The sequence below is a fragment of the Flavobacterium sp. IMCC34852 genome, from assembly GCF_030643905.1.
Lineage (GTDB): Bacteria > Bacteroidota > Bacteroidia > Flavobacteriales > Flavobacteriaceae > Flavobacterium > Flavobacterium rivulicola.
On record NZ_CP121446.1, the window covers coordinates 1,380,548 to 1,393,913 of the forward strand.

The following is a 13,366-nucleotide window of genomic DNA, read 5'->3' on the forward strand; positions in this document are numbered from 1 at the left end:
TATGTCAGTAGTCAAAACAACCATATTAATTTCCACCAAGAATCGTTGTGCTGACTTGCTTTTCACCTTGGAAAAAATCAGATATTTAATTGATGAGCAGCTGACATGCGTAGTTTTTGACGATGGTTCTACAGATGACACGTTTGAAAAAGTCAAAACACAATTCCCTCAAGTACAGTTGCATCGAAATGAAGTCTCCAAAGGCTACATCTATTGTCGGAACAAAATGCTCAACGAAACCGATGCCGATTACGCTATTTCTTTGGATGATGATGCCCATTTTCTGAGTGATAACCCCATTGATTCCATCCAAAATTATTTTGACAATAACCCAAGTTGCGGACTTATAGCAACCAGAATATTTTGGGGCAAAACCACTCCGGAAACTTTGCAAACAGAGGAAATATCTCAAAAAGTAAAAAGTTTTGTAGGCTGTGGACATGTATGGAATATGAAAGCGTGGCGCGAAATTCCCAATTATCCCGAATGGTTTGACTTTTACGGCGAAGAGAATTTTGCCTCGTTCCAATTATTCAAAACCCAATGGGAAGTACATTACGTGCCCGAAATATTGGTGCAACACCGTGTCGATTTAAAAGAAAGAGCCAAAGACACCAAAGCTTTTGCCTTCCGTTATCGCAGAGCCATTCGCGCTGATTGGTACACTTATTTTCTATTCTTGCCTTGGTCAAAAATCCCGAGAAAGATGGCGTATTCGCTTTGGATGCAAGGGAAAGGCAAAATTTTAAAAGGACAGTTTAAAGTAATTACACCTTTGTTTTTGGCGATTTGCGATTTGTTTTTGGCGGTGCCCAAATTGATTCAACACAGAAATGCGCTGACTTCTCAAGAATATGAGGCTTATGCCAAATTAAACGAGGCAAAAATATTTTGGAAACCGGAAAAATAGTTATTTTTACTTCCGTTACAATCCAAATTGATGAACCAAAAACCTTATCTAATAGCCGAAATTGCTCAAGCGCACGAAGGCAGTTTGGGAATTTTGCATTCCTATATCGATGCCGTGGCTAAAACCGGTGTGCAGGCGATTAAATTCCAAATGCACATAGCCGAAGCTGAAAGCAGTATTCACGAACCTTTTCGGGTGAAATTTTCCAAAGAAGATGCCACGCGTTACGACTATTGGAAGCGCATGGAATTCACGCTTGAACAATGGAAAGGCATCAAACAACACTGCGACGAAGTCGGATTGGATTTCATCTGTTCGCCGTTTAGTAATTTGGCGGTAGATTGTTTGGAAGATGTAGGCGTTCACACCTACAAAATAGGTTCAGGTGAAGTCAATAATTTTCTTTTGTTGGAAAAAATTACCCAAACCGGAAAACCAATCATCATTTCCTCAGGCATGAGCAGTTTTGCCGAATTAGACAAAACAGTAGCTTTTCTGAAAAGCAAAAAAGCCCATTTTTCCATCTTGCAATGCACGACTGCTTATCCGACAAAACCTGAGCAATACGGTTTGAATGTGATATCAGAATTGAAAGCAAGATACGATGTGTCCATTGGTTTTTCAGACCATTCGGCCAAAATCGCTACCGGAATTGCCGCAGTAGCACTCGGTGCTGAAATCTTAGAGTTTCACGTGGTTTTTGACCGTTCGATGTTTGGACCGGATGCTATAGCGTCGTTGACTTTAGATGAAACCAAGCAATTGGTGGAATCGGTTAGCGAAATACATTTGGCACAAAATAACCCTATCAATAAAAACAGCAATGATAATTTCACTGAACTGAAAAGCATCTTTGAAAAATCATTGGCCATTAATAAAAATTTACCGCAAGGACATGTCCTGACGTTTGCCGATTTGGAAAGCAAAAAACCCAAAGGTTACGGCATATCCGCAGCCGATTTTGAAAAAGTAATCGGAAGACAATTGAACACAAATAAGTCCCAATGGGATTTCTTGAATGAAGCAGATTTAGCATGAGCCACACCCGAAAAATAGCTGTCGTTATCACAGCCCGACCTTCCTATAGCCGAGTTAAAACCGTTTTAACCGCCATCAAAAAGCATCCCGAATTGGAGTTGCAACTCATCGTAGCGGCTTCGGCTTTGCTTGACCGATACGGTAGTGCGGTGAATTACATAGAAAAAGACGGTTTCGAAATAGCTGCTAAAGTTTTTAATGTGTTGGAAGGGGAGAATTTAACGGCTGCAGCCAAAACAACCGGCATCGGAATACTCGAATTGTCCACAGTTTTTGACAATCTTCGACCGGATATTGTGGTTACGGTTGCCGATAGATTTGAAACGATGGCCACTGCTATTTCAGCTTCGTATATGAATATTCCTTTGGCACACATTCAAGGTGGCGAAGTGACCGGCAACATTGATGAAAAAGTCAGACACGCCATTACCAAATTGGCCGATTACCATTTTGTTGCCTCAGAAAATGCCAAGCAAAGAGTGATTCAGCTCGGTGAAAATGCCAACATGGTTTTCAATACCGGTTGTCCTTCTATTGATATTGCGCAGGAAGTGGCTAAAAATGATGCATTGACTTTCAATCCATACGAAAAATACGGTGGCGTAGGTTCGCAACCCGATTTGAGCAATGGTTATATCGTCGTGATGCAACATCCGGTAACCAATGAATACCAAGATTCCCGAAAACATATAGAAGCGACTTTGAGAGCGATTCAAAAAATCAACAAACCCACACTTTGGTTTTGGCCTAATGTCGATGCCGGAGCCGATGGCACTTCCACCGGAATTCGTTCGTTTCGTGAGAAATATAAAATGGAAAACGTGCATTTCTTCAAAAACATGGAAGGCGATGATTTCCTCAACTTATTGCATTCCTCGCTTTGCCTGATTGGCAATTCCAGTGTTGGAATTCGGGAATGTGCTTATCTTGGTGTGCCTACAATCAACATCGGTTCGCGTCAAAATCGTCGTGACCGTGGACAAAATGTTGTGGATGTAACTTATGACGAAAAGGAAATTATAGCGGCAGTTGATGCTATACTAAAAAAACAAGAAAGACCAAAATCGAATGTCTACGGCGGTGGTGATGCCGGAACTAAAATTGCCCAATTGCTTAAAGAATTACCACTTCAGTTTCACAAAACCATCACTTATTAATGAAAGTTTTGGTCATCATACCGGCGCGTGGCGGTTCGAAAGGCGTTCCCAAGAAAAACATCAAAATGCTTGGTGACAAACCGTTGATTGCACACGCCATTGATTGTGCCAAAGCCTCCAAAAAAACCACAAGATTTATCGTCTCTACTGATTCAGAGGAAATCGCCGAAGTGTCAAAACAATTTGGTTCCGAAGTGATTTTCAGGCCGAGCGATTTGGCCACCGATACCAGTAATGTGGTGACTGCCGTTGAACATGTTTACCAAGAAGTAAACGAAGATTTTGAGATTATAGTCTTGCTGCAACCGACTTCGCCGTTGAGAACTGCGGAAGATTTAGACAACATCATTGCAATATTTGAAAACGATACAAATACCGATGGCGTAATCAGTGTCGTTCCGATGGACGATATGCATCCAGCGCGAATGTATAATTTAGGTTCCAACAATGCGTTGGTTCCTTTTTTAACCGAAGGAGAAACTGCCAGAAGACAAGATTTAAAGCCTGTCTATTATAGAAACGGTTGTTTTTATGCTGTGAAAACTACTGCTTTTTTCAAAGAAAAATCTTTTATGGTTGCCAATAAAAGAGCTTATGTGATGAATGCAGAATGGTTGGCCAATATTGATACCCCAAGAGATTTTAAGATAGCCGAAATACTATACCAAGATTGGAAAGATGAGAATTTTAATCACTGAATCGGAAGATTTTAGTCCGAATGCGATTGCCGAACTTCAAAAACATTTTGAGGTGGTTCAACGTGATTTTACTTCACTTGAAGACTTGACAGAAAATATTGCCGAGGTTGATGTTTTGTTTGTCCGATTAAGATTCAAACTGACCCAAGAAATCCTCGAAAAAGCACCAAAGCTCCAATACATTTTAACCGCTACAACCGGTTTAGATCATATTGATACCAACTATTTTGAAAGCCGTGGCGGAAAAGTCATTTCGCTCAAAGGCGAAGTGGATTTTTTAGGTTCGATTCCGTCAACAGCCGAACATACTTGGGCTTTGCTATTGGCTTTGCTCAAAAAAATCCCAACAGCTTTCGAAGACGTAAAAGATGGAAATTGGCATCGAGATCATTTCAAAGGCAATAACCTTCGCGGAAAAAAAATCGGGATTTTAGGTTTGGGCAGAGTAGGAAAGCAAGTCGCTCATTTTGCTGAAGCTTTCGGTTTGGAGATAGGTTATTTTGATATAGTGGCTCAAACCAATAAGTATAAATGTTTTTCAAATCCACAAGAAATGTTTGCGTGGGCTGAAATCATAAGCATTCATATTCCATATAACACAGAAAATGAAAATTTTGTCAATGAAGAATTATTAAAGCATTGTCAAAAAAATGCGGTTTTAATCAATACTTCTCGCGGGAATGTTTGGGATGAAAAGTTCGTGGCTGAATTGCTCAAACAAGATAAAATATTCGGTATAGCCACTGATGTTTTGCAAGACGAATTCAATCAAAAACAATTAAAAAGAAATCCTTTGGTCGAATTGGCTACCGAAGAATACAATATCATCATCACACCACATATAGCCGGTGCCACGTATGAATCGATGTCGATGACGGAAGAGTTTATAGTGTCTCAATTTTTAAAAACAACGACTTCATAAGATGTGCGGAATTGCCGGAATCATTGGTCCAAAAGCCAATCAGCCTAACCTAAGGAAAATGCTCGAAGCCCAAAAGCATCGCGGTCCCGATTTTACAGCCGATTGGGTTGTTGAAGGCAAAGTCGCTTTAGGTCACAACCGTTTAAGCATCATCGATTTGTCGGAAGGCGCGAACCAACCTTTTTTTAGTGATTGCGGAAATTATGTGATGGTTTTTAATGGCGAGATTTACAATTACTTGGAGTTGCGTAAAACACTTCAGTCCAAATACACTTTCAAAACCCAATCCGATACCGAAGTTTTGCTCAACGCTTACCGCGAATTGGGTGAAAGCTGTTTGGACGAATGCAATGGTATGTTTGCTTTTGCGATTTGGAATGTCAAAGAACAAAGTTTGTTTGTTGCACGCGACCGATTTGGCGTAAAGCCGTTCCATTATTTTTTTGACCAAAATAATTTTTACTTTGCTTCTGAAATCCCGACGCTTTTTGCCGCGGGAATTGCTAAAAAACCGAATGATAAAGTTTGGCTCAATTTCTTTTCCGAAGGCAGTTATGGTTTGCCCAATGAAACATTTTGGACCAACATTCAGCAACTGGAAGCCGGACACTTTTTGACTTTACAAAACAACCATTTGCAAATCAAAAAATGGTACCACTTTGAGGAACGCATTGCTCATTTGCAAAACCAGTTTCATCAAAACGAAGAAGAATATATCACCAATTTATTGCTTAAAGCCATTAATTTAAGATTCAGAGCTGATGTTCCTATCGGGTTTAATTTGAGCGGTGGTTTGGATTCTAGTACGTTATTGGCACTGATTGACCAACAAGAGATCGACAAATCAACGATTGAAGCTTTTACTTTTGTGACCCATGACGAGCGCTATGACGAATTGCCTTGGGTCAAATCGATGTTGGAACAACGACCGTATCATTTGAATATTTGTCCGCTTTCCGCGAATGAAATTCCCGATTTGTCATTGAAAATCGCCCAAATGCAAGCCGAACCTTATGGTGGTATCCCAACGATAGCTTATTCGAATATATTTAAAACGGCAAGTCAAAAAGGCGTCAAAGTTTTGCTTGACGGTCAAGGTTCCGATGAGGCTTGGGCCGGATATGATTATTATCTTTCCAATTCGCAAAGCATAGTGCAAGGCGTGACGAAATCGCCTTTTAGAGCCGGCGTTTTGGATGGGGATTTTGCTAAAAATTATGCCAAAACCCATTACCCGAAACCTTTTGAAGACGCCTTACTGAATATGCAATACCGTGATTTATTCTGTACCAAAATCCCGAGAGCTTTGCGTTTTAACGATCGCATTTCTATGATGTACGGCACCGAATTGCGCGAGCCTTTTTTGGATTATGAATTGGTGGAATATGTTTTCAGCCGACCGACCGATTTTAAAATCAAAGACGGCATTCAAAAATGGATGCTTCGCAAAATAGCCGAAAAGTTTTTGCAAAAAGACTTAGTTTTGGCACCCAAAAGACCTTTGCAAACACCGCAACGAGAATGGCTTTCGGAAGATTTGAAAGCTTGGGTAATGGCTGAAGTGGAAGTGTTGAAGCAAAATTCATGGTTTGATGCTAAGGCTTTGCAAACCGAATTAGACCATTTTTTTAACGGCGATAATCAAAGCAGTTTCCATATTTGGCAATGGATTAACGCAGCACAAATTTTAAAATAGTATGCAAAAAATAACACAGCTTTATCGATTAAATTGGGGAAACCGACTGCTGGTAATTCGGTATTTGCTCAAGCGTGTTTTGCATTGGAAAACTACTGAAAATGAGCGAAAACTCAATGAGTTCTATTTTCACCTGATTAGTTTTAAGGGCTTTTTGAAGCAAGAAAACACTAAGGATTTTGTGTCAGCCTATCCCGATTTGGGTGTCACTTTAAAAATTAGAAAAAGACCTTCCAGCGATATGGATGTGTTTAGTCAAATTTACAGGTATTTGGAATATAAACCGGTTGTAGAGGTTTTTCAAAAGCATTTCCCCAATGATAAAAAGTTGAATTTTATTGATGCCGGGAGCAATATCGGCTTGACTTCAGTTTACTTTTCTACCTTTTTTCCGGGTTCTAATTTTATTGTTATCGAGCCTGATGATTCGAATTTTGAAACGATGTCTTTTAACCTTTTGACCAATGGTATTGAGGCTAAAGAAAAAGTAAAAGGCGGTATTTGGAGTACGAATTCTTTTTTAAGAATTGTAAGCGATTTTAGAGATAAAAACGATTGGTCATTTCGTGTAGAAGAAACTACAACAGCCACCAATTTAAAAGCTTATTCCATCAATTATCTGGTTAAAGAAAACAATTTTGAAACCATTGATATCCTAAAAATTGATATTGAAGGTTCGGAAAAAGAAGTGTTTACTTCACCAAAAGCAGATGTTTCTTATTTGGCCAAGACCAAATGTGTGGCCATTGAAATTCACGATGAGTTTGATTGCAGAGAAGCGATTTATAAAGTGCTTAGACAATATAATTTTGAGTTCTTCAATTCGGGTGAATTGACCATAGGAATTAACCAAAACTTACTGTAATGCAAACCGTCAACCGATTAAGAGAACTCGACTTTTTGCGCGGCATCGCTATTATTTTAGTGCTGTTCCGCCATCAGGTGTTGTTTGATTTTTTGGAAACGATGGGTTGGATTGGCGTTGATTTATTCTTTGTACTCAGCGGTTTTTTGGTTTCGGGTTTGTTGTTTAAAGAATACCAAAAGTTTGGTTCCATCAATGCTAAATTATTTTTAATCAGACGCGGGTTTAAAATTTACCCCATATTTTACCTGACCTATATTCTCTATATTATCCCAAGAATTATTCTCCATAAATTCGATTTGGAAAAAGCTTTTTATGAGCTGGTTTTTGTTCAAAATTACGCTTTGGGTTGGGGTTATGCTTATGCAGCGAGTTGGTCCTTGGCGGTTGAGGAGCATTTTTATTTTGGCTTAGCCTTAGTACTATGGTTGGTTTTCAATAAAAAAATCTTCCGCTTTGAAGTCGTAACCAATAAAACTTCGGCTTTTGAAAAATACTTAATAGTGGTTTTGGTATTGGTTTTCATTTTAAGAATTTTGGCCAACATCCAATTTCCTGAGGACACAGCGAGAAACATGACCATGTCGCACCTTCGTATAGATTCCTTGTTGTTTGGTGTTTTGGTTTCGTTTTGGTACCATTTCAGAAGAGAAAAATTGACCGCATTTTACCTTCAACACAAGTCTAAATTGTTATGGCTTTCCTTGGGATTGGTTTCTTTTACTCCCTTCATTGCGCCCGGAGATTCTTTCTTTGTGAAAACCATTGGGTTTACAATGCTTTATGTGGCTTTCGGAATTTTGTTGGTGCATTTTTTAATTGATGCTAATGTCAATCGGCAATTGAATCGACTTTTTACGGCAACGGTGGTGAATTTTATCAGTAAAATAGGTTTTTGTTCCTATTCGATTTACGTGATTCACTCTTTGGTGATTTATTGTTTTGGATTTCTGCACATTACTAATCGTTTTATAGCTTTTCCTATAGTATTCATTATTTCCGTCATTTCGGGTTTTATCATGACTTATCGAATTGAAAAGTTTTTCCTTACTTATCGCAATAAATATTATCCGAGCCGAACATTTTAGCATTCATTTACTTTCATATTAACTCTAAAATAGAGATATTTGAGACTTCAATTGAAAAACAGGAATGCAAAACAAAAAAATATTCATACTTCTTCCGGATGGTGTCGGATTGAGAAATTTTTCTTTTACAAATTTTCATAAAATTGGTTTACAAAAAGGAATCGATATCACTTTTTGGAACAATACCCTTTTTGATTTAAGTGAGTTGGGCTTCAAAGAAATACGTTTCCAAAATGCCAAAGCGCATCCGATGACCGATTTATTGAAGATGGCCCAAACCCGAATAGAATTAAATTTAAATATCAAGAGATCTAAAGATACCATCTACAATTATTATCGATTTCCGTTTTCTTATTCCAATGTGAAATCAACTCTGAAAAGCCTTTACAAAGAAGGGTTGATTCTTTTTAATAATTCTGAAAAAGGATTAGAACGCATCAAAAAAAGCATCGCCAAGCAAGAGCGAAAAACCAAACTCTACTTTGACAGCTTGGAAACCTTAAAAAAGGAAAATCCGGATTTTGTTTTTTGTACTAATCAAAGAACCATGTTGGCCGTAGCACCGATACTGGCCGCTCAGGATTTAGGAATTCCAACCGCCACGTTTATTTTCTCTTGGGATAATTTGCCCAAAGCCACCAAGATTGTCGAAACCGATTACTATTTTGTTTGGAGCGAACACATGAAAGACGAATTATTGTATTACTATCCGCATGTCAAAGAAAGCCAAATCAGGGTGACCGGAACGCCACAGTTTGAAACCCACACCGAAAAAGAATTATTGGTTTCCAAAGAAGCTTTTTTCAACGAGCACCATTTAGATTTAAATAAAAAATATCTATGTTTTTCGGGAGATGATGTAACGACTTCTCCTAATGATCCAACTTATTTGTCAGATACCGCTGCCGCAGTAGTAAGACTTAATGAAAAAGGACACAATTTGGGCATCATTTTCAGAAGATGTCCCGTTGATTTTTCGAACCGTTTTGATGCTGTGTTAGAGCAATACAAAGACGTTATCACAAGCATTATCCCAAAATGGGAGAAAAAAGGGGAAGCTTGGCACGACATTTCGCCTACCAAAGCCGATTTGGCGTTGCAAATGAATACCATTGCTCATACGGAAATGGTGATTAACTTAGGTTCTTCTATGGTGTTTGATTACGTTTCTTTTAACAAACCTTGTGGTTATATTAATTATGAAGTGCCCAATGCACAATATCCTAAATGGTCGGTGAAAAATATTTATCAGTTCATCCACTTCAGGTCGATGCCGAGTAAAGATTCGGTTTTTTGGATTAACCATCCTAATGAAATTGAGGATTGCATAACAAAGACATTAGATAACAAAGCTGAAAACGTGATTGCTAACGCCAAACAATGGTTTGAAAAAATTACCCAACATCCGCCGCAATCCGCTTCGGAAAGAATTTGGACGGCAATAGAGGAAATCTGTACAAAATAAAATGGCAAACGAATATATTTTATCTGATTATAAGCGCTGTGGTATTCACAAAATTACCATCGGTGTTTTGTTTGACGTTTTTATCCTAAGACCCAATCCCGGATTGAAATACATGACGATTTTTCGTTTGGTACAACATTACCGAAGACGCAACCGACTGTTGTTTTACTTTTACTTTTTGTGGCTCAGACGATTGAGGGTTAAGTATGGATTTGATATTTCGTATCGAACACAAATAGGCAAAGGATTTTATATCGGTCATTTCGGGAACGTAGTGATTCATGGAGATAGCGTGATTGGTGAGAACTGCAATATTTCTCAAGGCATTACCATCGGTGTTAGTAATTATGGAAAAAAAATGGGAGTGCCAACTATAGGAAACGAAGTTTTTATCGGACCTAATGCCGGAGTTTTTGGCAAAATTACGATCGGAAACAAAGTCACCATTGGTGCCAACTCTGTAGTTACTGACGATATTCCTGACGGTAAAACTGTGCTTCCTGCTGCGGCGATTATCATCGACAAAGATTTGTCTGACTATTATATTCAAAGTAAAATTAACTAATTGTTCTAACTATATTTCACATCATGTCCTACCAATCTTTATTGCCTTTGATACAAAAAACCGGAAGCATACTGTCGCCGGAGCAATTCCAAGAAAGAATCAATATCGTGTTTCACGATTTTGAAGCGCAACACTATGACGCGATGCACACCGATATGTGGGGCAGTTTACAAGAACAGATTAATTTATTGGTCGGCGATTTATTGGCCCAAAAAAATATAGAAAGCAAAACACTCAGCTTGCTCGACATTGGTTGCGGTACAGGTTTGAGTACACAAATTTTACTCAACTCAAAGCTCGGACCACACATTGGTCAAGTGACTTTACTCGATACTTCGCCCAACATGTTAAAGTTTGCCGAAGCCAAAGCCAAGACTTGGGGCAAACCCTATAAAACGGTCAATGGTTATTTGGCATCACTTACCGAAAAATTTGATGTGATTATCATCAGTTCGGTGTTGCACCACATTCCTGATTTAGAGACTTTCTTGAGTCAAGTCGACAACGCATTGCCTTCGGGTGGAATTTTAATTCATTTGCAAGATCCAAATGGAGATGCTATCAATGAAACCGAGTATTTAAGTAGAAGAAATCGTTATGAAAAAGCCCTCGAAGCTTTGCCGAAAAATAAAAAACTAACCGATTTTATTCCGAAGAAATTATTGAAATCCATCAAGCGATTTTTGGGTCGAAAAGATTATATCGACTTAATCAATGACCAATTATTGGCAGAGAAAACCATCAAAAGACGAATGACTGCAGATGAGATTTGGTCGGTTACCGATATCCATGTGGAAACCAAAACCGATTCGGTGAACAAAGGCATTTCGCTGAAATTTTTGAAAAATCAATTGCAAAACTTTGAATTGATAAAAATGCGTTCCTATGGCTTTTTCGGTTACTTAAAAAGTGATTTAATCGAGAGTTATCAGGCAGAAGAAACCCAATTGATTGCCGAGAATCAAACCAATGGTCGAAATATATCCTGTATTTGGATGAAAAAATAGGATGATGAAAATAGCCTTCCTGACACCAGAATATCCTCATGCCAAAACCGGTTTTTCGGCCGGAATAGGGACGAGTATCCTGAATTTAAGCAAAGGCTTACTCCAATTGGGTCATCAAGTTACGATTGTAATTTATGGCCAAGACCAAGACGAAACTTTTACTGATGCCGGATTGACATTTTATAAAATCAAAAACCGAAAACTCAAAGGATTTTCGAGAATTTTGACTCAAAAAAAGATTCAAAAACAGATTAATGATTTGGTCGACAAAGGCGAAATTGACATTGTTGAAGCCGCAGATTGGACGGGAATTACGTCCAATATCAACCTCAAATGTCCTTTGGTAATCAAACTTCACGGCAGCGATACTTATTTTTGTCATTTAGACCAACGACCGGTTAAGTTCCTTAATAAATTTAGAGAAAAAAAGGCATTGCAAAAGGCCGATGCTTGGCTTTCAGTCAGTCAGTATACGGCAACAGTTACCAAAGAATTATTTGCTTTGCCAAATGATTTTACCGTCATTCCGAATGGCATTGACTTGACTGATTTTTCGGTGGCTGAAATGAAAAACACTACAGCCGAAAACACCATTTTATACTTTGGTACGCTAATTCGAAAAAAAGGTTTACTCGAATTGCCGTTGATTTTTAACGAGGTATATAAGCAAAATAAACAAGCCAAATTAGTCCTTATTGGTCGTGATGCTGCAGATATTACCACCGGAAATTCTTCGATTTGGGCCATGATGCAACCGTTATTTGACACCGCTGCTTTTCAAAACGTGACTTATTTGGGAAGTGTTCCTTATGACCAAATGAAAATGCATATCAATGCTTCAACCGTTTGTGTTTTTCCCACATTTGCCGAAGCTTTGCCCGTTTCCTGGATAGAAGCGATGGCAGTACAAAAGGCTATCGTGGCTTCGGATATCGGCTGGGCAAAAGAAGTAATTGACGATGACGTCAACGGATTTTTAGTTAATCCGAAAGACCATCAAACCTATGCAAAAAAAATAAATGCGCTGCTGGAAAATGCTTCTTTGAGAAGTCAAATCGGTTCAGCAGCTCAAGAAAAAGTCAGACAAAAATTCAGTATTGAAGTCGTTGCCCGACAAAGTGCTGCTTTCTATCAAAAACTAATCAAATGAAAAAAGCGCTCAAGAAAATACTCAGTGGCTTAATGCCCAAAGGGAACGCCAAAGAAAAACTTAAACTTTTTTATTACAGACTATTAAAACCTAAGCAAGTGACGTTTGACTTGGTGGAAGGAAAAGATAAAGTGGTATACAAAACCGGTTTTCAAAACACTTCTCTAATCACTCACGAGGCTTTGTATCCGATAGTGGCTGATTTTGACTATTACCAGCATTTTTATAAGGTAAAATCGGGAGATGTTGTCATTGATGCCGGGGCAAATTGTGGCCATCTGACGGTTTTTTTCTCCAAATTGGTAGGCCGAAGCGGAAAAGTATTTGCCTTTGAACCGGATAAATTCAATATAGAGCGAATCCGAAAGAACATGGCTTTGAATCCGGATTTGACAGACAATATCAAAATTGAAGATTTGTTGCTTTGGGATAAAAATGAATGGATAGATTTTTATGAAGCCGGAACAGTAGGTTCTTCCGCGGTTTGGATGCCCGATGCCGAACATTGTGTCAAAAAGCAAGCGGTTACTATTGACGATTGGGTTAAAACCAACCAACTTCAAAAACTTGATTTTATCAAAATGGATATCGAAGGTGCCGAGATTGAAGCGCTTGACGGATGTGTGGAAACGATTAAAACTTTGCAACCGAACTTTGCCATTGCTTCGTATCACTTTGTTAATGGTGAGAAAACATTCATCAAGGTAGAATCTTTTTTCCGCCAAATGAATTATCCCTACAAAACAGTCACCTTCAGAGGTAATGAAATTATCACTTTTGCCGGACCGAATTTGAAATAAAAGAA

General features: G+C 38.6%; 13 protein-coding genes. All 13 read left to right on the forward strand.

Translation table 11 applies throughout. The annotated features are described in order from the left end of the window. The first annotated feature begins 1 nt into the window (after window position 1). The 13 genes from P7V56_RS05880 to P7V56_RS05940 all read left to right on the forward strand — a co-directional run bounded on the left by P7V56_RS05880 (window position 2) and on the right by P7V56_RS05940 (window position 13,361). Window positions 2–910: a glycosyltransferase family 2 protein gene (locus tag P7V56_RS05880; RefSeq protein ID WP_171222743.1), complete on the forward strand. Its 909-nt coding sequence runs from the start codon at window positions 2–4 to the stop codon at window positions 908–910. A gap of 30 nt (window positions 911–940) precedes the next feature. Then, window positions 941–1,948: an N-acetylneuraminate synthase family protein gene (locus P7V56_RS05885; protein WP_171222744.1), complete on the forward strand. Its 1,008-nt coding sequence runs from the start codon at window positions 941–943 to the stop codon at window positions 1,946–1,948. Next, window positions 1,945–3,105 carry a UDP-N-acetylglucosamine 2-epimerase gene (gene neuC, locus P7V56_RS05890; RefSeq protein WP_171222745.1) on the forward strand — a complete coding sequence of 387 codons (1,161 nt, stop codon included), beginning with the start codon at window positions 1,945–1,947 and terminating at the stop codon, window positions 3,103–3,105. The genes P7V56_RS05885 and neuC overlap by 4 nt, the downstream gene beginning before the upstream one ends. Beyond that, window positions 3,105–3,803 (forward strand): acylneuraminate cytidylyltransferase family protein, encoded by a 699-nt coding sequence (locus P7V56_RS05895; protein ID WP_171222746.1) that lies wholly within the window; start codon window positions 3,105–3,107, stop codon window positions 3,801–3,803. Before neuC ends, P7V56_RS05895 begins: the two co-directional genes overlap by 1 nt. Continuing rightward, a complete protein-coding gene (locus tag P7V56_RS05900; RefSeq protein WP_171222747.1) occupies window positions 3,784–4,725 on the forward strand; it encodes an NAD(P)-dependent oxidoreductase in 942 nt (313 codons plus the stop codon). Before P7V56_RS05895 ends, P7V56_RS05900 begins: the two co-directional genes overlap by 20 nt. Before the next feature lies 1 nt (window position 4,726). After that, window positions 4,727–6,421: an asparagine synthase (glutamine-hydrolyzing) gene (gene asnB / locus P7V56_RS05905; protein WP_171222748.1), complete on the forward strand. Its 1,695-nt coding sequence runs from the start codon at window positions 4,727–4,729 to the stop codon at window positions 6,419–6,421. A 1-nt stretch (window position 6,422) separates the two neighbouring features. Continuing rightward, window positions 6,423–7,286: an FkbM family methyltransferase gene (locus P7V56_RS05910; RefSeq protein ID WP_171222749.1), complete on the forward strand. Its 864-nt coding sequence runs from the start codon at window positions 6,423–6,425 to the stop codon at window positions 7,284–7,286. Next, window positions 7,286–8,374 (forward strand): acyltransferase family protein, encoded by a 1,089-nt coding sequence (locus P7V56_RS05915; RefSeq protein ID WP_171222750.1) that lies wholly within the window; start codon window positions 7,286–7,288, stop codon window positions 8,372–8,374. The genes P7V56_RS05910 and P7V56_RS05915 overlap by 1 nt, the downstream gene beginning before the upstream one ends. A gap of 64 nt (window positions 8,375–8,438) precedes the next feature. After that, entirely contained in the window at window positions 8,439–9,839 is a 1,401-nt protein-coding gene (locus P7V56_RS05920; RefSeq protein WP_171222751.1) for a glycosyltransferase family protein, read from the forward strand. Between the two features lies 1 nt (window position 9,840). Then, window positions 9,841–10,404, forward strand: coding sequence for a serine O-acetyltransferase (locus tag P7V56_RS05925; RefSeq protein ID WP_171222752.1), 564 nt, complete (start codon window positions 9,841–9,843; stop codon window positions 10,402–10,404). Window positions 10,405–10,427: 23 nt separating this feature from the next. Continuing rightward, window positions 10,428–11,411 (forward strand): class I SAM-dependent DNA methyltransferase, encoded by a 984-nt coding sequence (locus P7V56_RS05930; protein ID WP_171222753.1) that lies wholly within the window; start codon window positions 10,428–10,430, stop codon window positions 11,409–11,411. Between the two features lie 4 nt (window positions 11,412–11,415). Next, entirely contained in the window at window positions 11,416–12,561 is a 1,146-nt protein-coding gene (locus P7V56_RS05935) for a glycosyltransferase family 4 protein (RefSeq protein WP_171222754.1), read from the forward strand. Further along, window positions 12,558–13,361 (forward strand): FkbM family methyltransferase, encoded by an 804-nt coding sequence (locus P7V56_RS05940; protein WP_171222755.1) that lies wholly within the window; start codon window positions 12,558–12,560, stop codon window positions 13,359–13,361. The genes P7V56_RS05935 and P7V56_RS05940 overlap by 4 nt, the downstream gene beginning before the upstream one ends. Window positions 13,362–13,366: the final 5 nt, after the last annotated feature.

Coding starts and splice junctions, on each gene's coding strand:
- P7V56_RS05880 (WP_171222743.1), top strand. CDS start 2: ATGTCAGTAGTCAAAACAACCATATTAATTTCCACCAAGAATCGTTGT.
- P7V56_RS05885 (WP_171222744.1), top strand. CDS start 941: ATGAACCAAAAACCTTATCTAATAGCCGAAATTGCTCAAGCGCACGAA.
- neuC (WP_171222745.1), top strand. CDS start 1,945: ATGAGCCACACCCGAAAAATAGCTGTCGTTATCACAGCCCGACCTTCC.
- P7V56_RS05895 (WP_171222746.1), top strand. CDS start 3,105: ATGAAAGTTTTGGTCATCATACCGGCGCGTGGCGGTTCGAAAGGCGTT.
- P7V56_RS05900 (WP_171222747.1), top strand. CDS start 3,784: ATGAGAATTTTAATCACTGAATCGGAAGATTTTAGTCCGAATGCGATT.
- asnB (WP_171222748.1), top strand. CDS start 4,727: ATGTGCGGAATTGCCGGAATCATTGGTCCAAAAGCCAATCAGCCTAAC.
- P7V56_RS05910 (WP_171222749.1), top strand. CDS start 6,423: ATGCAAAAAATAACACAGCTTTATCGATTAAATTGGGGAAACCGACTG.
- P7V56_RS05915 (WP_171222750.1), top strand. CDS start 7,286: ATGCAAACCGTCAACCGATTAAGAGAACTCGACTTTTTGCGCGGCATC.
- P7V56_RS05920 (WP_171222751.1), top strand. CDS start 8,439: ATGCAAAACAAAAAAATATTCATACTTCTTCCGGATGGTGTCGGATTG.
- P7V56_RS05925 (WP_171222752.1), top strand. CDS start 9,841: ATGGCAAACGAATATATTTTATCTGATTATAAGCGCTGTGGTATTCAC.
- P7V56_RS05930 (WP_171222753.1), top strand. CDS start 10,428: ATGTCCTACCAATCTTTATTGCCTTTGATACAAAAAACCGGAAGCATA.
- P7V56_RS05935 (WP_171222754.1), top strand. CDS start 11,416: ATGAAAATAGCCTTCCTGACACCAGAATATCCTCATGCCAAAACCGGT.
- P7V56_RS05940 (WP_171222755.1), top strand. CDS start 12,558: ATGAAAAAAGCGCTCAAGAAAATACTCAGTGGCTTAATGCCCAAAGGG.